The sequence below is a fragment of the Sphaerisporangium corydalis genome, assembly GCF_025506355.1.
GTDB lineage: Bacteria > Actinomycetota > Actinomycetes > Streptosporangiales > Streptosporangiaceae > Sphaerisporangium > Sphaerisporangium corydalis.
Genome location: NZ_JANZYP010000085.1, coordinates 1 through 25736, shown reverse-complemented (window position 1 = coordinate 25736; position 25736 = coordinate 1). Strand labels below are relative to the sequence as shown.

At 71.7% G+C, this 25736-nt stretch carries 20 protein-coding genes; 14 read left to right on the top strand and 6 right to left on the bottom strand.

What is annotated here, in order from left to right; all coding sequences use genetic code 11:
* Positions 1-99: 99 nt before the first annotated feature.
* The 6 genes from NYZ98_RS37380 (at position 100) to NYZ98_RS37355 (ending at position 6137) form a co-directional block, all read left to right on the top strand.
* The gene (locus NYZ98_RS37380; protein WP_262849412.1) at positions 100-552 is read left to right on the top strand and encodes a hypothetical protein; all 453 of its coding nucleotides are present in this window, start codon (positions 100-102) and stop codon (positions 550-552) included.
* Positions 553-743: 191 nt separating this feature from the next.
* Positions 744-1292: an RNA polymerase sigma factor gene (locus NYZ98_RS37375; protein WP_262849406.1), complete on the top strand. Its 549-nt coding sequence runs from the start codon at positions 744-746 to the stop codon at positions 1290-1292.
* Entirely contained in the window at positions 1289-2182 is an 894-nt protein-coding gene (locus NYZ98_RS37370) for a hypothetical protein (protein WP_262849404.1), read from the top strand. Before NYZ98_RS37375 ends, NYZ98_RS37370 begins: the two co-directional genes overlap by 4 nt.
* Positions 2183-2358: 176 nt before the next feature.
* The gene (locus NYZ98_RS37365) at positions 2359-3786 is read left to right on the top strand and encodes a hypothetical protein (protein WP_262849402.1); all 1428 of its coding nucleotides are present in this window, start codon (positions 2359-2361) and stop codon (positions 3784-3786) included.
* 121 nt (positions 3787-3907) lie between these two features.
* Positions 3908-5731 (top strand): acyl-CoA dehydrogenase, encoded by a 1824-nt coding sequence (locus tag NYZ98_RS37360; protein ID WP_262849400.1) that lies wholly within the window; start codon positions 3908-3910, stop codon positions 5729-5731.
* 184 nt (positions 5732-5915) lie between these two features.
* Positions 5916-6137: a hypothetical protein gene (locus NYZ98_RS37355; protein ID WP_262849398.1), complete on the top strand. Its 222-nt coding sequence runs from the start codon at positions 5916-5918 to the stop codon at positions 6135-6137.
* A 17-nt stretch (positions 6138-6154) separates the two neighbouring features.
* Here the strand turns inward: NYZ98_RS37355 and NYZ98_RS37350 are convergent, their stop codons facing one another.
* From NYZ98_RS37350 to pdhA, 4 genes are all read right to left on the bottom strand, one after another.
* Positions 6155-6448: a Dabb family protein gene (locus NYZ98_RS37350; protein WP_262849395.1), complete on the bottom strand. Its 294-nt coding sequence runs from the start codon at positions 6446-6448 to the stop codon at positions 6155-6157.
* Positions 6449-6598: 150 nt separating this feature from the next.
* Positions 6599-8056 carry a dihydrolipoamide acetyltransferase family protein gene (locus NYZ98_RS37345; RefSeq protein WP_262849393.1) on the bottom strand — a complete coding sequence of 486 codons (1458 nt, stop codon included), beginning with the start codon at positions 8054-8056 and terminating at the stop codon, positions 6599-6601.
* A gap of 8 nt (positions 8057-8064) precedes the next feature.
* On the bottom strand, positions 8065-9039 hold the full coding sequence (locus tag NYZ98_RS37340; RefSeq protein ID WP_262849391.1) for an alpha-ketoacid dehydrogenase subunit beta: 975 nt from the start codon (positions 9037-9039) through the stop codon (positions 8065-8067).
* Positions 9036-10136, bottom strand: a complete 1101-nt coding sequence (gene pdhA / locus NYZ98_RS37335; protein ID WP_262849389.1) for a pyruvate dehydrogenase (acetyl-transferring) E1 component subunit alpha — start codon at positions 10134-10136, stop codon at positions 9036-9038. Before pdhA ends, NYZ98_RS37340 begins: the two co-directional genes overlap by 4 nt.
* 304 nt (positions 10137-10440) lie before the next feature.
* Here pdhA and purS point away from each other — a divergent pair, with 304 nt between their 5' ends.
* From purS to NYZ98_RS37300, 7 genes are all read left to right on the top strand, one after another.
* A complete protein-coding gene (gene purS / locus NYZ98_RS37330; RefSeq protein WP_262849387.1) occupies positions 10441-10686 on the top strand; it encodes a phosphoribosylformylglycinamidine synthase subunit PurS in 246 nt (81 codons plus the stop codon).
* Between the two features lie 223 nt (positions 10687-10909).
* Positions 10910-11299, top strand: a complete 390-nt coding sequence (locus tag NYZ98_RS37325) for an ATP-binding protein (RefSeq protein WP_262849439.1) — start codon at positions 10910-10912, stop codon at positions 11297-11299.
* A gap of 168 nt (positions 11300-11467) precedes the next feature.
* The gene (gene purQ / locus NYZ98_RS37320; protein WP_262849437.1) at positions 11468-12151 is read left to right on the top strand and encodes a phosphoribosylformylglycinamidine synthase subunit PurQ; all 684 of its coding nucleotides are present in this window, start codon (positions 11468-11470) and stop codon (positions 12149-12151) included.
* A 32-nt stretch (positions 12152-12183) separates the two neighbouring features.
* On the top strand, positions 12184-14439 hold the full coding sequence (gene purL, locus NYZ98_RS37315) for a phosphoribosylformylglycinamidine synthase subunit PurL (RefSeq protein WP_262849383.1): 2256 nt from the start codon (positions 12184-12186) through the stop codon (positions 14437-14439).
* Positions 14440-14796: 357 nt separating this feature from the next.
* Entirely contained in the window at positions 14797-16854 is a 2058-nt protein-coding gene (locus tag NYZ98_RS37310; RefSeq protein ID WP_262849381.1) for an adenylate/guanylate cyclase domain-containing protein, read from the top strand.
* A gap of 124 nt (positions 16855-16978) precedes the next feature.
* Entirely contained in the window at positions 16979-17653 is a 675-nt protein-coding gene (locus NYZ98_RS37305) for a Crp/Fnr family transcriptional regulator (protein WP_262849379.1), read from the top strand.
* Between the two features lie 90 nt (positions 17654-17743).
* Positions 17744-19237: an MFS transporter gene (locus NYZ98_RS37300; RefSeq protein ID WP_262849377.1), complete on the top strand. Its 1494-nt coding sequence runs from the start codon at positions 17744-17746 to the stop codon at positions 19235-19237.
* 47 nt (positions 19238-19284) lie between these two features.
* Here NYZ98_RS37300 and NYZ98_RS37295 read toward each other — a convergent pair whose 3' ends face one another.
* Both NYZ98_RS37295 and NYZ98_RS37290 read right to left on the bottom strand, forming a co-directional pair.
* The gene (locus NYZ98_RS37295) at positions 19285-23481 is read right to left on the bottom strand and encodes an nSTAND1 domain-containing NTPase (RefSeq protein ID WP_262849375.1); all 4197 of its coding nucleotides are present in this window, start codon (positions 23479-23481) and stop codon (positions 19285-19287) included.
* Positions 23482-23514: 33 nt separating this feature from the next.
* Positions 23515-24276: a TetR family transcriptional regulator gene (locus NYZ98_RS37290; RefSeq protein WP_316249645.1), complete on the bottom strand. Its 762-nt coding sequence runs from the start codon at positions 24274-24276 to the stop codon at positions 23515-23517.
* A gap of 78 nt (positions 24277-24354) precedes the next feature.
* Between NYZ98_RS37290 and NYZ98_RS37280 the strand changes: the two genes are divergently transcribed.
* The coding region (locus NYZ98_RS37280) for a DHA2 family efflux MFS transporter permease subunit (RefSeq protein WP_262849373.1) at positions 24355-25736 on the top strand (1382 nt) is incomplete at its 3' end.

The following is a 25736-nucleotide window of genomic DNA, read 5'->3' as shown; positions in this document are numbered from 1 at the left end:
CTCCGGATGATTCTCATTCGAAGCCCGTGGCCGGGTTCAGGGGAGGATCAGGGTTCTTCCCCGATGTGCCAGCGCCGTGACGGAGGGCAACCTATGAGCATGAACGAACTGACTCGACGCGACGAGATGTCGCTCGCCGGCGCCGCTCTGCGGGGCGCGCCCTGGAAGGCCGCGGCGATCTCCGGTGGGGCGGGCGCGGCGATCAGCTACGGCATGGGAGTCGTCCTCCCCGGCCCCGCCGACCTGACCTGGGCCCTTTGTCTTGGCATCAGCCTCTTCAGCCTCGTGGCCGCGATCGGGGCCGTCAGCAAGCCGGACGTGGGCGACCGCGTGACCCGGAACGCCCGGCTCTGGTCGCTGCGTCACCCATGGAGGTTCGCGCTCTACCCCGGCATCGCGGCGGCCGTCGTGATGTATCCCGTACAGCTCGTCTTCGACCAGGAAGGCGTGTTCGGCGCCGCCTGGGGCGCGGCGTGGGGTGGCGCGCTGGTCTACCTCATCGCGGCCATCGCCACCATGTCCCTCAAGGGGAAGGGCAAGCCGGTCCGCTGACCCCCCGGGGAGTCAGATCCGCTTCCACGAAGGCCGTCTCGCCCGCATCCGGGCGGGGCGGCCTTTCGCGTACCCACATTAAGAAATTTCCCCTGAAGCAGTGAAACGCTGCTCGATGAGTGGACATGTGTGGAAGCGAGCGGCCCGTCCCGGCGGGCCGCGGGAACAGCCCCTCTCGGAAGGACGGCGGCGTGGGACCTCCAGACGCCCGGCAACGCTTCGAGGAGATCTACACGGCCCACTACGCCGACCTCCTCGGCTACGTCCGGCGGCGCACGGAGTCGCCCGACGACGCGGCTGACGCGATCTCCGAGACGTTCACGACGGCCTGGCGCCGGATGGAGGACGTCCCTGAGGGGCGGCAGGCCCGGCTCTGGCTGTTCGGCGTGGCGCGCAGGGTCCTGGCCAACCAGCGCCGGGGTGAGTCACGCAGGACCGCGCTCGCCGTCCGGCTCCGCGCGGAGCTGGCCGCCTGGGAGGAGACGTCGCCCCGCCAGGACACCGGCGCGATCCGGAGGGCGTTCCAGCGGCTCAGCCCCGACGACAGGGAGCTGCTGTCGCTGGTGAGCTGGGAGGGCCTGGACCACGCCGAGGTCGCGACGGTCCTCGGCTGCTCGCGGGGGGCCGTCCGCCTGCGGCTGCACCGGGCGCGCAAACGCCTCGCCAGAGAGCTGGACTCCGCCGATCTCGATCTCTCACGCTATTCGCGCGCCGCCGCGCTGGTGAAGGGGCAGCAGTGAAGCACGACATCGACCGCCTGGTCTCCTCCATCGCCCCCGCCCCCGGCCCGGGGCTGACCCCCGGCGCCCGCGAACTGCTGAACGAGATCGTCTCCGCCGCGTCACCGATCTCACCCACCCCGCCGGCCGCACGCTTCCGGCCGGGGGCCGGGCTGCGTGCGCCGCTCTCGCGCTGGCGGCTGCTCCTGCCGCTCGCCGCCGTGGCCATGCTGCTGAGCTGGATCGTGCCGGGCGGCATAGGGGCGCGCCCGGCGTCGGCCACCCTCGACATCAGGCAGGCGGGGGGCTTCTACGTCGTCACGGTCAAGGACCTGTACGCCGACCCGAAGCGCTACCGGGCCGAGCTCAAGTCGCGCGGCCTGCGGGTCTCGATCAAGCTCGTGCCGACCAGCCGCAGCATGGAGGGCCGCCTGATCTTCGTGGTCGCCGAGTACCTGACCGCGACGAGGGTCAAAGGGTCCCGGGTCATCCCGCCCAGCGACGACATCTCCGCGCTCGAAGGAACGCGGCCCTGCGCGAGCCTGACCGGCTGCCCGGTCGGGGTGCGGATCCGGATCGGCTACACCGGCCCGGGAGAGATCATTCTGGGCCGCCGGGCCCTGCCCGGTGAGGCATACGAGGCCCCGCCCTCTCTCGGGGCCCCTGGCGAGCCGCTCCACTGTGTCGGCTTCGTCAACCTCAGGGTCCCGCAGGTGGTGCGGCTGCTGCGGGACCACGGCGTGCGCGAGATCGGCTTCACCACCTACCACGGCGGCGACCCGCCGTCGGTCCCGCCGTCCTGGTACGTCCACGACGGTGTGATGAGCGGGCCGGACCAGGCGTTCCTCATGGTCGATCCGGCCCCTCACCCGCATCCGCGTCCCGTCGACGTGCCGGGCGCCTGCCGATGACCGCCGGCCTCGGCACCGAGCGCCGAGGCCGCCGAGCCCGATAAGCACGCCGTCGCGTAGACCATCCCGCCCGCCTGGACCCTGAGGACGCTCCGGGTCCCGGCGCGGTCCCCCATTGCCTCCCTCAGTCACTCAAAGCGACCAGTCGACCACATAATGCCACGAAGGGCTTGAGCATGCTCATCGAGTCACCCCCCGCGGACCTGACCGACCCGTGCCGACCCCGGCGAGGCCTCGGTGCCCACCGCCTCTTCCTCGTGGTCGCGGCCCTCGCGGCGGCGCTGCGGGTGGTGACGATGCTCGGGTACCGGCCCGCGCAGCTCTACTGGTACGACTCCTTCTCGTACCTGGACGTGGCCTCGCACGTACGACCCTCCCTGGGCTTCCACCCCAGCGGGTACCCCCTGCTGCTCTGGCTGCTGCGGCCGTTCCACAGCGTCGCCCTGGTGGCGGCCGTCCAGCACGCCATGGGCCTCGGCGTCGGAGTGATGATCTACGCGGTGCTGCGCCGCCGGTCGCTGCCCGCGTGGGGCGCGTCGCTCGCGGCCGGGCCCGTACTCTTCGACGCGTCGTTCCTGCGACTCGAACACAGCGTCCTTTCCGACACCATGTTCGTCTTCCTCGTCGTGGCCGCGCTGACGATCGCGCTGTGGTCGCCCCGCCCGCCGGCGCGGGCCTGTGCCGCCGCGGCGGCCCTGCTCGCCCTCGCGACGCTGACCAGGACGATCGCGCTGCCCATCCTGCTGCTCCTGCTGGTCCACCTGGCGGTACGCCGTGCCGGCGCCCGCCGCCTGGTGGCCTCGGCGCTCGCGGGCGCGCTGCCGCTCGTGGCGTACGCGGGCTGGAACGCGCAGGTGAACGGCAGGTTCGGCCTCGGCGGCGGTGACGGGGTCGTGCTGTGGGCGCGCACGATGACGTTCGCCGACTGCGCGGTGATCCGGCCGCCGCGCGCCGAGGCCCGGCTGTGCCCCAACGGCGCCCGCCAGGACGCCGCCTCGGAGTACGTCTGGGACGCGCGCGCCTCGCTGAACCTGCTGCCCGGCGGCCGGGACCGCTACAACGACCTGGCCCGGTCGTTCGCGGTCCGCGCGATCATGGCCCAGCCGTTCGACTATCTGGCCGACGTCGCCCGCGACACGGCGCTGACCTTCGCCTGGACGCCCGTCCGGCATCCCGCGCGGGTCACCCCCGCCTTCGGCTTCGCGAGGGGACGCTGGCCCCTGCCGGACCTCCCCCTGGTCCGGAAGGTGCGCGAGGAGTACGACCCGGGCGTGCGCGCGCTCGCGCCGGTCGAGCCGTACGCCGGATTCCTCGTGGCGTACCAGTACCCGGCCTATCTTCGCGGGCCGCTGATCGCCGCGATCCTGCTGCTCGGCGGGGCGGGCGCCCTGTTTCGGCGGCGGCGGGCCTCGCTGCCCTGGGCGGCGGCGATGGTCCTGCTCGTGGGCCCGGTGGCCGTGCTCGACTTCGACCACCGCTACGTCCTGCCGGTGATCCCGGTGGCGTGCCTGGCGGCGGCGCTCGGGGCGGCGGACGGGGCCTCGGTCGCGCGCCGCCGGTGGCCGATCCCACCTCCTCGTGGCCGGGACCTTACGCAGGGGTGACTTGTGGGTCGAACCGCCCCCGCGCCCGGTTTTTAGGGGTTACTCACGGGTAGCATTGGAGGTAAGGTTACTGACGAGTACGATCTGACGCCGCATGGCCGGTTCAAGGAGACGCACACCCATGGGCCACTACAAGAGCAATGTCCGAGACCTTGAGTTCAATCTCTTCGAGGTGTTCGGCCGCCGGGAGATCCTCGGCACCGGCCGGTACGCCGAGGTGGACGAGGACACCGTGCGAAGCGTCATCGACGAGGTCAACCGCCTCGCCACCGGTGTGCTCGCCGACTCTTTCGAAGAAGGGGACCGGACCCCGCCGATCTTCGACCCCGCCACCGGCACGGTGACGATGCCGCCGAAGTTCAAGAAGTCCTTCGAGACCTTCCGCGACGCGGGCTGGACCAACCTCGACCTGCCGGAGGAGATGGGCGGCCCCGGCCTCCCGCGCAGTGTGACCTGGGCGCTGGCCGAGATGGTCCTCGGCGCCAACCCCGCCATCTGGATGTACGCGAGCGGCCCCGCTTTCTCCCATGTGCTGAACGTCATCGGCACCGACGAGCAGAAGCGGTTCGCCGAGCTGGCCGTCGAGCGGCAGTGGGGCGCCACCATGGTGCTGACCGAGCCGGACGCGGGCTCGGACGTGGGCGCCGGGCGCACCCGGGCGATCGAGCAGCCCGACGGGACCTGGCACATCGAGGGCGTCAAGCGCTTCATCACCAGTGCCGAGCACGACCTGGCCGAGAACATCTTCCACCTGGTGCTGGCCCGCCCCGAGGGCGCGGGGCCTGGCACCAAGGGCCTGTCGATGTTCCTCGTGCCCAAGTACCAGGTCGACCTCGCGACCGGCGACCCGGGCGAGCGCAACGGGGTCTACGTGACCAACGTCGAGCACAAGATGGGCCTCAAGGCGTCCACGACCTGCGAGCTCACCTTCGGCGAGAAGCACCCGGCGGTCGGCACGCTGATCGGCGGGGTGCACGAGGGCATCAAGCAGATGTTCATGATCATCGAGCACGCCCGCATGATGGTCGGCACCAAGGCGATCGCCACCCTGTCCACCGGCTACCTCAACGCGCTGGCGTACGCCAAGGAGCGCAAGCAGGGCGCCGACCTGACCCAGATGGCCGACAAGTCCGCCCCGCGCGTGACGATCACCCACCACCCGGACGTGCGCCGGGAGCTCATGCTCCAGAAGTCCTACGCCGAAGGCATGCGGGCGCTGGTCCTGTACACCGCGACCTTCCAGGACGCCGTGCAGATCTCCGAGTACGAGGGCGCCGCCGACCCGGCGGCCGTGGCCATGAACGACCTGCTGCTCCCGCTGGTCAAGGGCGTCGGCTCCGAGCGGTCGTACGAGATGCTCTCCCGCTCCCTGCAGACGCTGGGCGGCTCGGGGTACCTCCAGGACTACCCGATCGAGCAGTACATCCGGGACGCGAAGATCGACTCGCTGTACGAGGGCACGACGGCGATCCAGGGCCAGGACCTGTTCTTCCGCAAGGTCCTGCGCAACCAGGGGGCCGCGCTCGGCGCGCTGCTGGCGAACGTCACCGAGTTCGCCTCCTCCGAGGCCGGGAACGGCAGGCTCAAGGAGGAGCGCAAGCTGCTCGGCGAGGCGGCCGGCGACATCAGGGCCATGGCCGACACGATGGCCGGGTGGGCGCTCGGCTCCATGGAGAACCCCAAGGAGGTCTACAAGGTCGGGCTCAACACGACCCGGTTCCTGCTGGGCCTGGGCGACCTGGTGATCTCCTGGCTGCTGCTCCGCCAGGCCGAGGTGGCGCTCAAGGCCCTCGGAGGGTCCGATCGCGACACCGCGTTCTACACGGGCAAGGTGGCCGCAGCCTCCTTCTTCGCGCAGACCGTGCTCCCGCGTCTGTCCGCCGAGCGCCGCTCACTGGCGGCCACCGACCAGAGCCTGATGGACCTGCCGGAAGACGCCTTCTGAGCCGGACGCACGGGCGGGGGCGACCGCGCCGGGTCGGCCGGCCCCGCCGGCCGGCCTCCTCCCGCCCATCTCGGTGCGCCGATACCGCGCGCCCGCGGGCTCAATCGGTAGTGTGAGCGCTCGCGGCTGGGTATTACCCTGCCGCGAGACGCTCTTTACCTGAACATCGAGCCCGGAGGTCATGATGGGGATCGGGGTCAGCATCTTCTTCCTGACCATCGGGGCGATTCTGAAGTTCGCGATCGAACCCGATGTGCTGGGCACCAGCGTTCACATCGACGTCATCGGGGTGATCTTCATGATCGTCGGCGCCGTGGGCCTGCTGCTCAGCTTCATCCTCATCTCCCGGCGCGGCCAGACCTCCGACAACGAGCTCCAGCACCGCGAGAACCCTCCTTCGGTCTGACCTCCTGGAAGGCGGCGCTAGAAGGAGTACTGCGCGGCGACCCGGTTGGCGAGGATCGGGCGGATGACGTCGGCGATCACCCCCAGGTGCGTGGGGTGGTCGCGGTAGACCATGTAGTCCTCCACGGACGCGAAGTCGGCGACGACCGCGAAGTCGAAGTTGCCGGGGCTCACGCCCGCGTCCGGGCCGATCTCGTATCGGAGCAGCTCGGGGATCACCCCGGGCAGCTCCTTCAGGCCCGCCTCCACCGCGGCCTTCTGCTCTTCGGTGGCCTCCGCGACCCACGCCAACAGCACGATGTGCCGGAACATGATCTCTCCTTCACTAGCCCGAGCCGCCAGCGTACGGCCGCCCGGTGACGCGTCCGGTAGGGACCCCGCCCGCGTCGGCACCGCGACACGTCGGCCGCTGCGGCGCCCCGCCGTGACCCGCCGGCCTGGGCCGGCGGGCCGGGAGTGAGGTCAGCTCCAGGCGAGGGTGCGGAGCGGGTCGTGGAGCATGGCGCCGACGTCGCGCAGGAAGTAGGAGCCGATCTCGCCGTCGACGACCCGGTGGTCGAACGACAGGGCGAGGGTGGTCACCTTGCGCGGCACGATCTGGCCGTCCACGACCCAGGGGAGGTCACGGACCTGGCCGAACGCCAGGATCGCGGTCTCGCCCGGGTTGAGGATGGGCGTCCCCGCGTCGATGCCGAACACGCCCACGTTGGTGATCGTGATCGTGCCGCTGGACATGTCGGCGGGCTGGGAGCGGCCGGAACGCGCCTTCTCGGTCAGCTCGGCGAGCGCCCTGGCGAGGTCGGGAAGCGACAGGGACTGCGCCTCCTTGACGTTCGGCACGATGAGACCGCGTTGCGTGGCCGCGGCGATGCCGAGGTTCACGTACCGCTTGATGACGATCTCGTCGCCGTTCCAGGTGGAGTTGATCAGCGGGTACCGCCGGACGGCCGTGAGCAGGGCCTTGGCCACCAGCAGCAGCGGCGACACCTTGACCTCGGCGAAGTCGGGCAGTTCCCGCAGCCGTCGCACCGCGTCCATCGTCGCGGTCACGTCGACCTGGAGGAACTCCGTCACGTGCGGCGCGGTGAAGGCGGAGGCGACCATGGCGTTGGCCGTCGCCCTGCGCACCCCCTTGACCGGGAGGCGCTCCTCACGCTCCGCGCCGGCGAGCCCGGCCGGTGCGGCGTACGCGGCGGGGGCCGCGTACTCCTCCGGGGCGGCGGTCGCCACCTCGGCGGCGGCGTGCACGTCGTCCCGGGTGATGGAACCGCTCGGACCGGTCCCGGGCACCTGGGCGAGGTCCACGCCGAGGTCGCGCGCCAGCTTGCGCACCGGCGGCTTGGCCAGCACCGACACCCGCGAGCCCGCACCTGCGGGCCGGGGCGGCGGGGTGACCGCCCCGGGCCGCTGGACCTCGGTGGCCGAGGAAGCGGCGGCCGAGTCGACCTGGGGCTTGCGCGCGCGGCGGGTCGTGGCGCTGGCCTTGACGCCGTACCCCACCAGCACCGGCTGGCGTTCGGGCTTCTTGGCCGCCTCGCCCTCGGGTGGCAGCGTCGGGACCATGTCGTCGGCCAGCGCCGACTCCCGGGTGGCGGGCCCGGGGGTCGCCTGCTGCCGGCCGGGACGCGCGGCCCGGCCGGTCCCCCGCCGCGCGGCCGGCTCGGCGGGGCCCGTGTCGGCGTCGCCGGTCTCGACAGAGATGATCGGCAGGCCGACGTCGACCGTCTCCCCCTCGGCCGCCATGAGCGCGGCGACCACGCCCTCGAACGGGCAGGGCAGCTCGACGACGGCCTTGGCGGTCTCGATCTCCACGATCGTCTGGTTGACCTCGACGTGGTCGCCCGCCGCGACGTGCCACTTGATGATCTCGGCCTCGGTCAGGCCCTCGCCGACGTCGGGGAGCTTGAACTCTCGAAGCACAGCCCCTCCTAGAAGGCGAACGTACGGTCGACGGCGTCGAGGACGCGGTCGAGGTCGGGAAGGTAGTGGTCCTCCAGCCGGGACGGCGGGTAGGGCGTGGAGAAGCCGCCGACCCGCAGGACCGGCGCCTCAAGGTGGTAGAAGCACGCTTCGGTGACCCGGGTGGCGATCTCGGCGCCGAGCCCCGAGTACACGGGGGCCTCGTGGGCGATCACGCACCGGCCGGTCTTCCTGACCGACTCGTAGATCAGCTCGGTGTCCAGCGGGTTGAGGGAGCGCAGGTCCAGGACCTCCAGCGACCGGCCCTCCTCCGCGACGGCGGCGGCGGCCTCCAGGCAGGTGCGCACCATCGGCCCGTACGCGACCACGGTCACGTCGGTGCCCGGGCGCACGACCTCGCCCCGGTCGAACGGCAGCGGGGGGGCGCCCCGTTCGACCTCGCCCTTCTCCCAGTAGCGCCGCTTGGGCTCGAAGAAGATCACCGGGTCGTCGCAGCGGATCGCCTGCTGGATCATGTGGAACCCGTCGGCCGGGTTCGAGCACGCCACCACCCGCAGCCCGCCGGTGTGGGTGAAGTACGCCTCGGGGGACTCGCTGTGGTGCTCGACCGCGCCGATGCCGCCGCCGCAGGGGATGCGGACCACGACGGGCAGCCGGAGCTTGCCGAGGGAACGCAGCGGCATCTTGGCGAGCTGGGTGATGATCTGGTCCGCCGCGGGGAACACGAACCCGTCGAACTGGATCTCGCACACCGGGCGGTAGCCGCGCAGGGCCAGGCCGATGGCGGTGCCGATGATGCCGGACTCGGCGAGCGGGGTGTCGATGACGCGGCTCTCGCCGAAGTCCTTCTGCAGCCCGTCGGTGACCCGGAAGACGCCGCCGAGCTTGCCGACGTCCTCTCCCATGACCAGGACCTTCGCGTCGGCCTCCATCGCGGTGCGCAGGCCTTCGTTGATGGCCTTCGCGAGGGTGAGGGTGGTCATCGGTCGCCTCCCTCGAAGGTCGCCAGGTAGGCGGCGTACTGCTCCCGCTCCTCGACCAGGAGGGCGTGCGGCTCGGTGTACACGTTGTCGAAGATCTCAAGGGGATGCGGGTCGGGCATCTCCAGGCAGCGTTTGCGCACGTCCCTGCCGAGGTCGGCCGCCTCGGCGTCGATCGCGTCGAAGTAGTCCTGGTCGGCGATCTGGGTCTTGAACATGTACGCCTTGACCCGCTCGATGGGGTCCTTGAGCTTCCAGGCCTCCAGCTCGCCGGCCACGCGGTAGCGCGTCGGGTCGTCGGAGGTGGTGTGGGCGCCCATGCGGTAGGTGAAGGCCTCGATCAGCGTCGGGCCCTGTCCCTCGCGGGCGTTCTTTAGCGCCTGGCGGGTCACCGCGAGGCAGGCGAACACGTCGTTGCCGTCGACGCGGATGCCGGGGAAGCCGAACCCGCTGGCCCGCCGGTACAGCGGGATCTTGGACTGCTTCTCCAGGGGCTCGGAGATGGCCCACTGGTTGTTCTGGCAGAAGAACACCACGGGCGCGTTGAAGACCGAGGCCCAGATGAAGGCCTCGTTGACGTCGCCCTGGGAGGTGGCGCCGTCGCCGAAGTAGACGATGGTCGCGGCGTCGGCGCCGTCGCGCTGGATGCCCATGGCGTAGCCGACCGCGTGCAGGGTCTGGCTGCCGATGACGATCGTGTAGAGGTGGAAGTTGTGCTCGGCGGGGTCCCAGCCTCCGTGGTTGACGCCGCGGAAGAGCCCGAGCAGGTTGACCGGGTCGACGTCGCGGCACCAGGCCACGCCGTGCTCGCGGTAGGTCGGGAAGGCCATGTCGGCGTCGGTCAGGGCGCGCCCTGACCCGATCTGGGCGGCCTCCTGGCCGAGCAGGGAGGCCCAGATGCCCAGTTCACCCTGTCTCTGGAGGGCCACCGCCTCCATGTCGACGCGCCGCACCAGGACCAGATCGCGGTAGAGCCCGCGGATCTCCTCCGGCGTGAGGTCGATGTCGTAGGCGGGATGTTCCACCCGCTCACCCTCGGGGGTCAGCAACTGTACGAGCTCTGGGGGTGCCTCGGCACCGCGAGAGGCGTCGAATGTCACGTGCCGCTCCTGTGCGTTCATGGCCGTGCTGATGGGATCGCCATCCACTTTGGCCGGTCATACGCATTCATACCGTCTGGTGGTGGTACGTCAGCGTTTGGGGACATCGTGGCAGAAGTCACAGGCCTATGCGCAAGGCCGAACACCGTCTTGTCCACACTTCTCCCGTTCCCGGGGAACTCTGACGCACACCCATCCGCCCCTCCAGGTCCGCCGGACGCCCCGGGAACGGCCGGCCCGGTCTCCACCACTAGGCTGGTGCCGCCGACCAGGCAGGTCAGGTGGCACGAACAGGGAGGGACACGTGGCACGCGTCATCGTCGACGTCATGCTCAAGCCGGAGATCCTCGATCCGCAGGGCCAGGCGATCGCCCGGGCGCTGCCCCGGCTCGGCTTCGCCGGCGTCACCGAGGTGCGCCAGGGCAAGAGGTTCGAGGTCGAGATCGACGGCCCGGCCGACGAGGCCGCGCTCGCGGACGTACGGAAGATGGCCGAAACCCTCTTGGCCAACACCGTCATCGAGGACTACTCTGTTCGCGTCGAGCAGTGACGGCGCGGGACCTGACCAGCCGGAACCTCGCGAACCGCTGCAAACGGGACTCTGGACGCACCAGAAAGCAAGCGTCTGACCAACCCTAAATAACAGCAGCGTGATTTTGCGGTTAGCCCTGATTCTTCGGGGAACCTCCCCAACGTGACTTTCGGCACCACGGAGGGGTCCGGTGGATATTGAGTTCTCGTTGGCCTTGCCGCGGGATGCCCTGGGCATCCCGATGGTCCGGCGCGTGCTCGGTGACACCCTCCGCTGCATCGGCGTCACCGAGGACTGCGTCTCCGACGTGCTCCTGGCGACCTCGGAGGCCTGCGCCAACGCGGTACGGCACGGCGGGCCCGCCAAGCGCTACGAGGTGACGGCGGCGATCGGCGACGGCCGCTGCGAGCTGCGCGTGGTCGACAACGGCCTCGGGCTCGGCGCCATCCCCAAGCAGTACCCCGCCGGCGACTCCGAGCACGGGCGCGGCATCCTGATCATGCAGTCGGTCGTCGACGAGATCTCCTTCGACATCACGCCCGGCAGCGGCACCACGGTGTTCCTGCGCAAGGAGCTCGACTGGGACGAGGAGTTCCTCGCCCACCACGAGCGCGTCCTGGCCGCCGTCTGACCCGCTTCGTCCCGGGGCGCGCGCGAGCCGCCCCGGGCCACTCCCAGGAGGATCCGGCCCTGGTCCCGGTCGCGCCCGCCCAGCAGGTAGCCTGGTTGGACCGCCGCAGACCGCCGTCCGATGAGTGAGACGTCGGCGCGGCGCTCGCGTGTGGAGGGGTACGAGAGCATGGGTGCTGCCCGGGTGGGCGTGGTCACTTTTCCCGGAACTCTTGACGACCAGGACGCGGCTCGCGCCGTCAGGCACGCGGGCGGCGAAGCCGTCCCGCTCTGGCACGCCGACCGCGACCTGAAGGGGGTCGACGCGGTCTTCCTGCCCGGCGGGTTCTCCTACGGCGACTACCTCCGCTGCGGGGCGATCTCCCGGTTCGCCCCGCTGATGGAGGAGCTGATCCCCTCGGCGCGCGCGGGACTGCCCGTCCTCGGCACGTGCAACGGCTTCCAGATCCTCTGCGAGGCCCACCTGCTGCCGGGCGCGCTGACCCGCAACGAGAACCTCCACTACGTCTGCCGCGACCAGCGGATCCTGGTCGAGAACGCCACCACCGCCTGGACCGGCGACTACGCACCCGGCCAGGAGATCCTGCTGCCGGTGAAGCACGGCGAGGGCCGCTACGTGGCCGACGCCGCGACGATCACCGCGCTGGAGGACGGCGGCCAGATCGTCTTCCGGTACCTCGGCGGCAACCCCAACGGCTCGGTGAACGACATCGCGGGCGTCAGCAACGAGGCCGGCAACATCGTCGGCCTGATGCCCCACCCCGAGCACGCCGTCGAGGACCTGACCGGCGCCCCCGGCGTGGACGGCCGGGGGTTCTTCTCCTCGATCCTGAAGAGGTTCGTGAACCTGTGACCGAAGCCGTGGAAGGGGCGCGAGGCGCGCACATGACCGACTCAGTCAAGCGAGCGTCCGAGACGCCGGACGAGCCCCAGCCGTACGCCGAGCTGGGCATGAAGTCCGACGAGTACGATCGGGTGCGCGCGATCCTGGGCCGCAGGCCCACGTCGTCGGAGCTGGCCATCTACTCGGTCATGTGGAGCGAGCACTGCTCGTACAAGTCCTCCAAGGTCCACCTGCGCCAGTTCGGCACCAAGGCCCCGCACTCCGAGGCGCTGCTGGTCGGCATGGGGGAGAACGCCGGGGTCGTCGACATCGGCGACGGCTGGGCCGCCACCTTCAAGATCGAGTCGCACAACCACCCGTCGTACGTGGAGCCCCACCAGGGCGCGGCCACCGGCGTCGGCGGCATCGTCCGCGACATCATGTCGATGGGCGCCCGCCCGGTCGCGGTCATGGACGCCCTGCGGTTCGGCGCGCTGGACGCCCCCGACACCCGGCGGGTGCTCCCGGGCGTCGTCGAGGGCATCAGCTCCTACGGCAACTGCCTGGGCCTGCCCAACATCGGCGGCGAGCTGGTCTTCGACCCCTGCTACATCGGGAACCCGCTGGTCAACGCCCTGTGCGTCGGCCTGCTGCGCAAGGACCAGATCAAGCTGGCCACCGCCCCCGGCCCGGGGAACAAGGTCGTGCTGTTCGGCGCGCGCACCGGCCCGGACGGCATCGGCGGCGCCTCGGTGCTCGCCTCGGCGACCTTCGAGGACGAGTCGCACGCCAAGCGCCCGGCGGTGCAGGTCGGCGACCCGTTCATGGAGAAGCTCCTGATCGAGTGCTGCCTTGAGCTGTTCGAGGCCGACGTGGTCGTCGGCATCCAGGACCTCGGCGCCGCCGGGGTATCCTGCGCGACGACCGAGCTCGCGGCCAAGGGCACGGGCGGCATGCGCGTGGACCTCGGCCTGGTCCCGCTCCGCGACCCCTCGCTCCTCCCCGAGGAGATCTTGATGAGCGAGTCGCAGGAACGCATGATGGCCGTCGTCACCCCCGAGGACATCGACGCCTTCATGGCGATCTGCACCCGGTGGGACGTCCCCGCGACCGTGATCGGCGAGGTCACCGACACCGGGCGGCTGGTGATGACCTGGCACGACGAGATCATCGTCGACATCCCGCCGGGCACCGCCGCCGACGACGGCCCGGTGTACGAGCGCCCGTTCCACGAGCCCGCCGGCCAGGCCGCGCTGAACGCCGACGACCCCGTGCGGCTCACGCGTCCCACCGACCTGCGCTCGACCCTCCTGGACCTGCTGGCGTCGCCGAACCTCGCCTCCAAGGAGTGGGTCACCTCCCAGTACGACCGGTACGTCCGTGGCAACACCGTGCTGGCCATGCCGGCCGACGCCGGGGTGCTGCGCATCGGCGAGGTGATGCCCGGCGCCGAGGAGACCGACCGGGGCATCGCCCTGGCCACCGACGGCAACGGGCGTTACGCCCGGCTCGACCCTTATGCCGGGGCGCAGCTCGCCCTTGCCGAGGCCTACCGCAACGTGGCCGTCACCGGCGCGCGCCCGCTGGCCGTGACCAACTGCCTCAACTTCGGCTCGCCTGAGGACCCCGAGGTCATGTGGCAGTTCGCCGAGGCCGTGCGCGGCCTCGCGGACGCGTGCCGCGTCCTCGGCGTTCCGGTGACCGGCGGAAACGTGTCGTTCTACAACCAGACCGGGTCGACGCCGATCCACCCGACCCCGGTCGTGGGCGTGCTCGGCGTGCTGGACGACGTCGGCAGGCGGGTGCGCCACGGTTTCACGGCGCCCGGCCTGAAGATCGTCCTGCTGGGTGACACCGGCGACGAGTTCGGCGGTTCCGAGTGGGCGCACGTCGCCCACGGCCACCTCGGCGGCCTGCCGCCGCACGCTGATCTCGAGGCGGAGCGGTCCCTGGCCGGCGCGCTGGTGGAGGCCGCCGAGCGCGGCCTGATCGAGGGCTCGCACGACGTGTCCGACGGCGGCCTGGCCATCGCCCTGGCCGAGGCCGCCCTGGCCTGCGGCGTCGGCGGCGAGGTGCAGCTTCCCGGTACCGACGCGTTCGTCGACCTGTTCAGCGAGTCGGCGGCGCGTGCCGTGGTGACCGTGCGACCCGAGTGGTTCGACGCCTTCGCCGAGCTCTGCGCCCGGTACGAGGTGCCGTGCTACGGCCTCGGCATGACCGGCGGGGCTTCGCTGCGGGTCGAGGGCGTTCTGGAGATCCCGGTGGACGAGCTGCGCGCCGCCCACCGCACGACGCTCCCCGCGGTGTTCGACTCCTGAGCCACCGGCTCCCGATGAGCCGTCCCCGATCGGCCGTTTCCGTGAAGGCGGTGGACCCCCCCACAGGTCCACCGCCCCTGTGGCCTGAACCGGCCACCCGGTAACGGGGCTTATAGACCAGGCATCGACAAAGTAACGGAAGTTTCGGTCATTCCCGCGTCGGAACCCGGCTCGGTTCGATCTCGATATACCGCCAGTGTCCGGCTTCGTTCCCCGAGCGCCCGGAAGGGCGGGATAATCGGCACGTTCGCGGGAACTCGACTGGCTGATGCGGAGGAGACCGTGCCGTCGAACGATCATGAGGGCGCACTACCTGGCACCTCTTCGGGGACGGCAGCGGGATCCGTCCCCGAATCCGTGTCCGGGGCCGACGCCGCCGCAGGCTCGGAACTCGGGCGCGAGCCGTATCTCCCGCCGGCCACGCAGCCGGTCCGGGGTCTCGTGTGGGCGATCCACCTCGCGGTCCCCCTCATCGGGCTGTGGCTCCTGCTGGCCTATCCCGACCGCCTCAACGTGCGCTGGGAGCACCCGCCGAGCCACTTCTGGCTGATCGTCAGCGTCGCCGGCGTCAACGTCGTTCTGGGCCTCATGATCAGCCAGGCGGCCGCCCGGCGCAGGGACGCGCGGCTGTTCCTGGTGTCGCTGGTCTTCCTCAGCAGCGCGGGCTTCTTCCTGCTGCACGGCCTCGCGACCCCGACGGTCATCCTCGACAAGGGCAGCTACGGTTTCGACATCGGCCAGCCGGTCGGGCTGATGGTGGCGGCCGTGCTGGCCCTGGTCTCCTCGCTGCCTCTCAGCGACCGGGCCGCCGCCGCGGTGCTGGCGCGCGCCGACCTGATGCGCGCGGGCCTGGTGATCGTGCTGGTGGCGTGGGGCTGGGCCTCCCTGGTCGAGGGCCTGACGCCGCTCAGCTCGCCGCCCCCGCCCGGCGGGGCCACCATCGGCTTCGTCTCCTGGATCGGCGCCGCCATGTACGCCGTCTCGGCGGCCCTGATGTTCCGGATCCACCGCCGGCGGCCCTCGGCGATGATCGTGAGCCTGATGACGGCCTACGCCCTGCTGGGCGAGGCCACCGCCGCCTCGTACTTCCGGCCCAACTGGCTGATGTCCTGGTGGGAGTGGCACATCCTGCTGACGCTGGCCTTCGTGTTCGTCGGCTACAGCGCCTACATCCAGTTCCGGCGCGAGGGCTCCAGCCAGGGCCTGTTCGACTCCGTCGCGCTGGCCGCCACCGTCCGCCGCATCCAGGGCCAGTACGACGAGGCGCTGGAGGAGCTGGTCTCCCATCTGCGCCGCATGGCCGAGCTCGGCGCGGTCTCCCGCGCGCCCGTCGCGATCCGGCTGGCCGGCAAGTTCCGGCTGAACGAGGGGCAGGCGGCCGTGCTCGACCGGGCCGGCCAGGCCCTGGCCGCCGAGCGCGAGCTGTCCGCCCGGCTCGGGGCGCTGGTCGACGTCGGGCGGCAGGCCCGGGTGGGCCTCGGCGAGGAGGCGCTGCTGGCCGGCGCTCTCGAGCGGGCCAGGCAGGCCTACGGCGACGTGCGCATCGGGCTGGTGTCCAACGGGCAGGTGCTGATCGGCGCGCGCGCCTTCGGGGTGGACGACTTCAAGGAGGTCGAGTCCATCGCCGGCGGCGGCGTGGTGGTCCACCCGCTGACGGTCAAGGGGGTGCTGGCCGGCGCGCTGGAGGTGCCCGTCGGCACGACCCGCCAGGACGAGGCGCTCGCCGCCACCCTGGCCAGCCAGCTTTCGATCGCGCTGGAGAACGCCCGCCTGTACCGCGAGCTGGAGACGCTGTTCCGGCAGTACATGTCGCCGGACGTGGCGGCCTCGCTGCTGGCCGACCCCGACCAGGCCGCGCTCGGTGGCTCGCTGGTGGAGCTGACGGCGCTGTTCGCCGACCTCAAGGGGTTCACCTCCTTCTCCGAGCGGGTGCCGCCCGGCGAGATCGTGGAGATGCTGAACCGCTACCACACGGTGGCGGTGCCGTGCGTCCTGCGCAACGGCGGGACGATCGTGCAGTTCGTCGGCGACGCGCTGCTGGCGCTGTTCAACGCCCCGGCGGCGCAGGATCGGCACGCGGCCCAGGCGGCGCGGGCGGCGCTGGAGATGCAGGAGGCGGCCGAGGAGATCGCCGCCGGCAACCCCGGGTACCCGAGGTTCCGCATCGGGATCAACACCGGGCTGGCGCTGGTGGGCAACATCGGGAGCCCGGAGTTACGCGGGTTCAACGCCATGGGGGACGCCGTCAACGTGGCGGCGCGCCTGGAGGGGCTGGCGGAGCCCGGCACGGTCGTCATCGGGGGCACCACCCGCGAGCAGATCGGCAAGGCCGCCAAGGTGCGGCCCCTCGGCGATCTCAACCTCAAGGGCAAGGAGCAGAGCGTGGAGGCGTTCGTCCTGACGGCCCTGGACTGACCTATCGGTGTTCGAATCCGTAAATATACCGATTGGGGCTTTTTACCCAACGGGAAAAACGGCCGTGACCGTACGCGAGGCGTACGGACATAATCGGACCGTTGCCGGCCTTACTGGAGGAACGATGACGTCCCCCTCACTCTCCGAGCCGGGCGAGTTCCTTGCCCTGCTGACCAAAGAAGAGGCCACCGACCTGTGCGACAGCGGCCGGACACGGCGGTGGGAGCGCGGCGCGACCGTGATGACGGAGGGTGACACCTCCGACTGGGTCCTCCTGCTCACCGCCGGCCGGGTGAAGGTCTCCTCCAACACCGCCAGTGGCACCGAGGTCGTGCTGGCCATCCGAGGGCCCGGCGCGCTGCTCGGCGAGATGTCGTTCATCAGCGGGGAGCCCCGCTCGGGCACGGTGACCGCGCTGGAGGCCATCGAGGGCCTCGTGGTCCGCGACTTCTCCGGCTTCCTGCACTCCCACGGCCGCGTCGCCGTGCTGCTGCTGCAACTGGTCGTCGGCCGGCTGCGCGACTCCGACCGCAAGCGCGTCGAGTACGGGGCGTTCGACACCACCGGCCGGGTGGCCACCCGCCTCGTCGAGCTGGCCGAGCGGTTCGGCGAGCCGACCAACGGCGGGGTCAGGGTCGCGCTGCCGCTCTCCCAGGACGAGCTGGCGGGGTGGACGGGGGCCTCCCGCGAGGCGGTCAGCAAGGCGCTGCGCTCGCTGCGCGACCGCGGGCTGATCGAGACCGGCCGGCGCCGCGTGATCATCTACGACCTGGAGGGCCTGCGCAAGCGCGCCCGCTGACCCCGGCATACCCATACAGGCCTGGCGTGTGGCCCTAATCACGTCATGTCGCCATGAAAGCGGATCTAGGGCGTACATCAGACTAGGGGCATGGTCGCCATCCCCCACGAGACCACCGCCGCCCTGCTCCCCGGCACCCCTGAGTACGCGAGCAAGCTGCGCTACGCGTGGCGCGTCTGCTCGGTCACCAGCCTCGGTCTCATCCTCATCGGCATCAACGCGAGCACGTTGAACGTGGCGCTGCCGACGGTGGTGCGGCACTTCCGGGCGGACGCGTTCGCCTCCTCCTGGATCCTGCTGTCGTATCTCCTGATCAACACCGCGACGCTGGTCTTCTTCGGACGGGTGGCCGACCTGCTCGGGCGGCGCGAGGTCTACCTCGTCGGCTTCGCGATCTTCACCGTCTGCTCGCTGCTGGCCGGGATGTCGCCCAATGTCGCGTTCCTGATCGTCATGCGGGCGCTGCAGGCGCTGGGCGCCGCGATGATCCTGGCCAACGGCACCGTCATCATCACCGACGCCTTCCCCGCCGACCGGCTGAGCCAGGGCATGGGCGTGTACATCGGCACGCTGTCGGTGGCCCAGCTCGCCGGGCCGACCCTCGGCGGGCTCATCGCCGACACCGCGGGCTGGCAGTGGGTCTTCTGGGGGAACGTGCCCGCCGGGATCATCGCGCTGATCTGGGGCTGGACGACGCTGCGCCGGGTACCGGCCGGGCCGCGCACCTCCGTCGACGCGGCCGGCAACCTGATCGTCTTCGCGGCGCTGACCGCCGTGCTCATCGCCCTGTCCGAGGCGGGGTCGCGCGGCCTGTCCAGCCCCGTCGTGATCACCGGGGGCCTCATCTTCGTGGTCCTGGTCCCCGTCCTCATCATGGTCGAGAGACGGGCCTCCCATCCGGTGCTGGACCTGCGCCTGTTCGGCGAGCGGATGCTGACGTTCGCCAACCTCGCGTCGTTCTGCACGGCGCTGTCCCGGTCGGCGCTGGTCCTGCTGGTCGCGCTCTACTTCCAGGCGGCCCGGGGCGTCGACGCGTTCTCGGCGGCGCTCGGCGTGCTGCCGGTGCCCATCGGCATGGCGCTGGCCTCGCCGGTCGCGGGCGCGCTCGGCCGCCGGATCTCCCCCTACGCGCTCTCCATCGGGGGCTGCCTGCTCAACTTCGCCGGATTGCTCAGCCTGATGCTCTCGATCGGCACGACCACGCCGTACTGGATCATCGGCGTGGGGCTGTTCCTCGCCGGGTGCGGCAACGGCATGTTCCTCACGGGCAACACGACGCAGGTCATGAGCGCGCTGCCCCCGGGGAGCCTGGGCGTGGTCAACGGCTTCCGGCTGATGATCATGAACATCGGGATCGTGCTGAGCGTCGCGACCACCCTCAGCGTCCTGACCAGCGCGCTCTCCCCCGGGCTGCGGAACCTGGTGTACGCGGGGACGCTCTCGCGCCTGTCGCCCGTGGCGGTCGAGCACCTCATGTCGGGCTTCCACCGGACCTACCTCGTGCTGGCGGCCGTCGCGCTCGCGGGCGTCGTCACCGCCGCGTGCGCCCGGCCCTCCTCGGCCGCGCGGGCGAGATCAGCGTGAACCTCCGAAGGTGTGACCAGGATGAACCTCCTGGGCCGCAGGTGACACTAGGGTGAGCCCGGGCATGGCGCCGGGGCGCCGGGGAGGTCCGCGGGCGGGTCGCGCAGGTCGGCGCCGGACTCGCGGCAGATCCGGGCCAGCGGGTCGGGCACCAGCCCGGTGGCCCAGACGTCGGCGACCACGCCGTACCCGGACGCGGTGGCCAGCAGGGTGCCGTCGGCACTGAACGACAGGCTGCTCACATCGGCCGTGCGCACCCGTATCGGGTCACCGATCTGCCGGCCGGTCCGCACGTCCCACAAGCGAACGGCCTGGTCCTCGCTGCCGGCGGCGAGTGTCGCGCCGTCAGGGCTGAACGCGAGCCCGGTGACGCTTCGCGTGCGGCCGAGCCTCGCCGGGGCGGCGGGGGTTCCGGACGGCAGGTTCCACAGCCGAATCATGCCGTCCGCGCCGCCGGCGGCCAGCAGCCGTCCGTCAGGGCTGAACGCGAGCGCGCGGATCCTCCCCATCACCCCCTGGAGCCGGGTGGACAGGGGCGACCGCGACCCCACGTTCCAGAGCGTGACGGCCCCGAAGCCGCCCACCGCCAGGGTCCTGCCGTCCGGGGAGACGGCCAGCGCCTGGACGCCGGCGCCCGGCGTCCCGTCGGGCGAAGTGATCGCCCGTCCGTCGCGGACGTTCACCAGCCCGACGCCGACCGGCATGCCGAAGGCCAGGACGCCGCTCTCCGCGCTCAGGGCGACGGGGTTGGCCAGCGGGCGGTAGGCGGTCGCGAACTCCGCGACGCGTCCGCCGGTGACCGTGTCCCACACGCGGACCGTCCCGTCCTCGCCCAAGGTGACCAGGCGCCTGCCGTCCGGCAGGAACCACGCGTGCACGCCCGCGCCTGGCCCGGCGCCGAGCCGGGCGTCCAGGCGGTCGCCGGTCGCGGTGTCCCACAGCCGGGGCCGGCCGGCGCCCGCCGCCGTGACCAGCAGCCCACCGGACGGGCTGAGGCCGGCCCCGGTGTAGGAGTCTTCGTCGTCGCGCGCCGAGGGGGCCGCTCGCTGGCGGACCGTGATGTCCCACAGCCGGACGGTCCCCTCCTGGGCGACGCTGGCGAGGGACCGCCCGTCGGGGGCGAGCGCGAGCGACCGGACGGCGGTGCTGTGCCCGTCGAGCGGCTGGCCGACGAGTTCGCCGGTGATGCCGTCGCGCAGCCGGATCCCGCCGACGATGTCGCCGACGACGAGGGTCCCGCCGTCCTTGCTGAAAGCCAGGTCCTGCACGCCCGACTCCTGCTCGCCGAACGGGCCCCAGCCCGGCCTCAGGGTCGCGGCGTCCCAGTACCGCAGGTATCCGTTGGCCGAACCCGAGACCAGTGAGCGGCCGTCCGGGCTGAACGCCAGGGCGCGCACCCCGGCCAGCGGCGTCCCACCGGGGACCTGGACGTCTTCACCGATCCGTCGCCCGGTGCGGGCGTCCCACAACCGGATGGTGCCCTCGTAGGCACCCGTGGCGACCGTCTTCCCGTCGGGGGCGAAGGCGGCGGAGAGGAGCTTCTGGTCTCCCGTTCTGAGCGGGCCGCGGGCCGGCTTGCCCGTCGCGACGTCCAGCAAGTGGGCGCGGCCGTCGTCGCCGGCGCTCAGCACGGTGGTGCCGTCGGGACTGATCGCGACGGCGTTCACGGTGGCGCCGTACCGGGCCGACGCCGTGAGCGCCGTCTTGCCGTCCTTGGTGCTCCACACCTCGGTGATGCCCTGCCCGGCGACGGCCAGCAGGTCACCGCCGTCGCTGACCGCGAGATCGGTGATCGTGCCGGTCCTGGTGGGGATCGTGGCGAGCAGGGTCCCGCGCGAGGAGTCCCGGATCTGCACGCCTCCGCCCGTGCCGACGAACAGCCGCTCGCCGTCCGAGGAGTAGGCCACCGCTTCTGAACCGGACTCGATCGGCACCACGGCCCTGCCCGGCCGCGCGACGGCCGCGCTCATGGCGTGCAGCGCCTCGGCGGTGGGCTCGACGCGGGCGGCCGCCACCGCCAGCAGGCGGGACCGCACCGGATCGGCGTCCCCGATGTTCAGGCTCTCGGCCGCGTACTGCTTCGACAGCGCACGGTCGCGCTCGCGCCCCGCCGAACCGGCCGCCCGAACGGCGATGCCCGCGGCGGCGAGTGCGGTCACCAGCAGCAGGGCCATCGCCGTGACGACCAGGCGCCGCAGCCGCGCGCCCCGGCGTTCGGACGCCAGCCCGGCCGCCAGGAACGCGCGCGCCGTGCCGGTGAGGGGAGGGTGGCGGTCCGGCTCGGCCTCCCAGCGGACCCTGGCCTCCCGTACGGCGGCCAGCTTGACCCCCCGGTACAGCACCGAGCGGTCGTGCCCGATGGCCTCCCACTCGCCGGCGTCCTTGAGCAGCTCGCCCAGCAGCACGCGGCCGGCCACGTCGTCCTCCAGCCACGAGCGCAACCGGGGCCAGGCGTGCAGCAGCACGTCGTGCGACAGCTCGATCTCGTGCTCACCGCGCACCAGCAGCCGTTTGCCGGTGAACACGGCGAGCACGCGCTCCACGTCCGCGTCGCCGTCCGCACCGAGATCGTCGCGGCGCGACCTGACGCGCAGCAGCCTGCCGTCGTCCTCGACGGCGACCAGCCTGCGGACCAGGTCGCGCGCGATGTCCCGCTGCGGGGGCGTCAGCATGCCGTACGCCGCCTCCGCGCTCGACTCGACCGCCCTCAGCACCCCGCCGCTCGCGCCGTAGCCTCGGATCGTCAGCCGGTCGCCCTCCCTGGCCTCCCACGCCAGGAGCATCGACTGCGACAGCAGCGGCAGCGTGCCGACCTCGTAGGCGCCGGTCGGCGATGGGGCGCCGAGATCGCCGAGCAGGAGGTCCACCAGGCCGGGCTCGATGTCCAGGCCGGCGGCCACGGCAGGGGCGGTGACGGCCCGGCGGAGCTCGGACTCGCGCATGGGGCCGACCATGAACTGGGCGTCCTGCAGGACCTCGGCCAGGTCGGGGTAGGCGGCGCAGTGCCCCCAGTAGTCGCCGCGTACGCCGAGGACGACCAGCACGCGCGGTTCGGGCTCCCGGACCGCCGCCAGCAGGGCGTTGACGAACGCCCTGCTCTGCTCGGGGTCGCCGGTGAACACCTCCTCGAACTGGTCGACGACCACCAGCAGCCGCGAGCCGGGCGGCAGCCCCGCGTCCCGCTGGTGGGCGAGCAGCGCCTGGCGGAAGATCAGGTGGGCGAGATGGGGGGCGTACTGGAGGGACTTCCTGATGGCGGCGGGCTCGGTCCCGCCGAGCAGCGCCAGGTGGACGGCGATCTCGTCCAGCGGGGTGCGGGTGGGGGTCAGCACCATCTGCGGCCATTCGTGCGACCCGGGGATGGGCAGCAGCCCCCTGCTGATCGCGGGCAGCAGGCCGGCGCGCAGCAGCGACGACTTGCCCGCGCCCGAGGCCCCCGTCACGGCCAGCAGCGCCACGCCGGGCACGCGTTCGGCCAGCCGGCCGGCGAGCGCCATCGTCATGCGCTCGCGGCCATAGAAGATGGTCGCGTGCTCCTGCTGGAACGGCCACAGGCCTCGGTAGGGGCACCCGTCGGTCCACATCTCGGGAGCGGACGGGCCCCGGCGCGGGCCGTCCCGCCGGGTCAGGTCGCCCCGCCGGGCCAGGTCGTCGCGGATCAGCCGGAGCTGGACGGACTGGCCGCGCAGCCGCTCCCGGTCGTCGCGGCGCTCGATGTCCTGCCGGTGCAGCGCCTCCTGGATCAGGGCCGCCCGGTCGTTCACCTCCGCCAGGAGGAAGCCGAAGCCCGTGAAGTCGGCGCCCAGCTCCGCGAACGCCTCGGTGAGGTGCCGCTGCAACCGCTCGTCACCGGTGTCCACCGCCGCCTCCAGGGCGATGCCGGCGGTGTCGAGTCGGCCGAGCACGCCGGCCAGTTCCTCCTTGAGCAGCGCGGACTCGGCGGTCGAGGCGGTGAGGGCGAGGGTGAGCCGCTCGGCCAGCTCGGCCTCCAGCTCGTCCTCGGTGGGCCGCCTGCCGTTGCGCTTGCGCAGCGCGTCGATCGAGCGGGTGATGACCTCGCTGAGGACGTTCGTGCCCACGCCCGCGATGATCCCCACCCCGGCGGCGTCGAGCGGGACCAGGGGCGCGAGCGCGCTCGCGGACAGCGCGGCCAGCAGCGCGTACGGCGACATCCGCAGCAGGCCGCCGCCAGCGCCGGCGATGCGCGCCCGCAGCCGCCCGCCCGATCCTTCGCCGTCCGCCACCACACTGGCCTATCGTGGACGGCCGCCCGCCCGCTACACGGCCCCTCCGGCGGGTGCGCGCGGCTCGCCGCCGGCGGGTGCGGTCGCCTCGCCGTCGGGGGACGCGCAGCGCTCGCGGCCGGCGGGTACGCGGGTCTTGTCCGCCGCCATCGCCTCGATGCCGGCGAGCAGCAGGTCGACGCCGAACGCGAAGTAGCGCTCCCTGTCGGGCGGCTCGCCGAGCGTCGCCCCGTAGGCGATCATGTGCGGGTAGCGGTCGGGGGGCAGGGACTCCAGCCTCAGCTTGTGCTGGCGCCGTGACTCCGCCTCCTCGGCCGCGGAACGGTTCGGTGGACAGTACGGCTGGCTCTTGACCAGGGCGACGGCGCCGTTCAGCAGGTAGCCCGCGACGTCGTAGCTCTCGTTGAGCGTGAACCCCGCGGTGGTCAGCAGTTCGAGGGACAACTCCGTCGCGCGCTTGAAGCTCTCGATGTCGTTCTTGACCTCGACCACGGCCAGCAGGTCGGGCAGGCACGGGTGCATGCGCATGACGCGGACGATGGCCTCCACCATCGCGCGCAGGCGCTTCTGCCAGGAGTCTCCAGGGGACACGGCGGCGGTGACGCCCGCCAGCACGAACTCGGCGAGCCCCCCCAGCAGCTCGTCCTTGTGCTTGAAGTGCCAGTACAGCGCCATGGGGGTGACGCCCAGCCGGCTCGCCAGACGCCGGATGGTGACCCCCTCGACGCCCTCGGCGTCGGCGAGCGCCAATGCCTGCTCGATCACCGTCTCACGGGTCAGCTTCTCTCCGGCCACTTGACAACTATACGCCGTACAAGGTCTCCTCTACGGTGTACATGTACGCCGTACAAGTACACCGTAGAGGAGAGTACTGTGAATCGTCGATGGTGGGTCCTGGTGGCGGTGTCCCTGGCCACGTTCATGACGTACCTTGATAACAATGTGGTCAATGTGGCCCTGCCGACCATCCAGCGTGACCTGGGACTTTCCATCTCGGGCCTGGAATGGATCGTCAGCGGCTACATGCTGGTGTTCGCCGGGCTGCTGCTGGCCGGCGGGCGGCTGGCCGACGTGTTCGGCCAGCGGCGCCTCTTTCTGATCGGCCTGGCCGCCTTCTCCCTCGCCTCCGCGGCGGCCGGCCTGTCCGGAGACGGCACGACGCTGATCCTGAGCCGGGGGCTCCAAGGCGTCGGCGCCGCCCTGCTGACGCCCACAGCGCTCGCCTTGATCCCCAAGACCTTCCCCGACCCGAGGGAACGAGGGGTCGCGGTGGGTGTGTGGAGTGCGATCGGCGCGCTCGCCCTCGCCCTCGGGCCGCTGACCGGCGGGTTCATCAGTGAGAACTGGCACTGGGGGTGGATCTACCTGATCAACGTCCCGATCGGCGCCGTCACCTTCGCCCTCGGGGCCTGGGCCATCGCCGGTTCCGAGGCACCCGTGCGGCGCAGCCTCGACGTGCCCGGCCTGGTCACCTCCTCGCTCGCGCTCTTCGCCCTGACGTACGGGCTCATCGAGGGCGAGGGACGCGGCTGGACCTCAGCGGTCATCCTCGGGTCGTTCGCCCTGGCCGTCGTGGCCGCCTCGGCGTTCGTGTTGATCGAGAGCCGCGTCCGGGAACCGATGATCGACCTGTCGCTGTTCCGTGAGCGGGTCTTCAGCGGCGGCATCGTCTCCATGGGCCTGTGGGCCTTCGGGGTCTTCGGGATCTACTTCTTCACCGCGCTGTGGCTGCAGAACGTGCTCGGCTTCACCCCGACGCAGGCGGGCGCGGCGTTCGTCCCCATGGCCCTGCTGATGGCCGTGCTCGCGACCGTCGCGCCGAGGATCGCCAACCGTTTCGGCACCGGGCCGACCGTCGCCACGGGCCTCGGCCTGATGGCGGTCTCGGTGATCGGCATCTCCTTCATCGGCCGGCAGGGCACCTACGGCCAGTTGTTCCCGTGGCTGATGGTGTACGGCGTCGGGGCGGGCATGCTGGTCCCCCTCACCAACGCCATCCTCGGGGCACTCCCGGCGGGCCGCGGGGGCGTGGCGTCGGGAGTGCTGAACGTGTCCCGCGAGGTGTTCGGCCTCCTCGGCGTGACCCTGCTGGGCGCCATCCTCAGCGCCCGCCAGGGTTCGGCCCTGAAGGCCGGGGCGGCCCCGCTGTCCGCGTTCCTCGACGGCTACCAGCTCGCGCTCGTCGTCGCCGGCCTCATCATGGCCATCGGCATCCCGGTCAGCCTCTTCGCCCTCCGCACCCGCGACACCACCCC

Excerpts from the sequence above, each read along its gene's own strand:
- NYZ98_RS37380 (WP_262849412.1), top strand. The coding sequence starts at position 100 with ATGAACGAACTGACTCGACGCGACGAGATGTCGCTCGCCGGCGCCGCT.
- NYZ98_RS37365 (WP_262849402.1), top strand. The coding sequence starts at position 2,359 with ATGCTCATCGAGTCACCCCCCGCGGACCTGACCGACCCGTGCCGACCC.
- NYZ98_RS37360 (WP_262849400.1), top strand. The coding sequence starts at position 3,908 with ATGGGCCACTACAAGAGCAATGTCCGAGACCTTGAGTTCAATCTCTTC.
- NYZ98_RS37355 (WP_262849398.1), top strand. The coding sequence starts at position 5,916 with ATGGGGATCGGGGTCAGCATCTTCTTCCTGACCATCGGGGCGATTCTG.
- NYZ98_RS37350 (WP_262849395.1), bottom strand. The coding sequence starts at position 6,448 with ATGTTCCGGCACATCGTGCTGTTGGCGTGGGTCGCGGAGGCCACCGAA.
- NYZ98_RS37340 (WP_262849391.1), bottom strand. The coding sequence starts at position 9,039 with ATGACCACCCTCACCCTCGCGAAGGCCATCAACGAAGGCCTGCGCACC.
- NYZ98_RS37325 (WP_262849439.1), top strand. The coding sequence starts at position 10,910 with ATGGTCCGGCGCGTGCTCGGTGACACCCTCCGCTGCATCGGCGTCACC.
- purQ (WP_262849437.1), top strand. The coding sequence starts at position 11,468 with ATGGGTGCTGCCCGGGTGGGCGTGGTCACTTTTCCCGGAACTCTTGAC.
- purL (WP_262849383.1), top strand. The coding sequence starts at position 12,184 with ATGACCGACTCAGTCAAGCGAGCGTCCGAGACGCCGGACGAGCCCCAG.
- NYZ98_RS37305 (WP_262849379.1), top strand. The coding sequence starts at position 16,979 with ATGACGTCCCCCTCACTCTCCGAGCCGGGCGAGTTCCTTGCCCTGCTG.
- NYZ98_RS37300 (WP_262849377.1), top strand. The coding sequence starts at position 17,744 with ATGGTCGCCATCCCCCACGAGACCACCGCCGCCCTGCTCCCCGGCACC.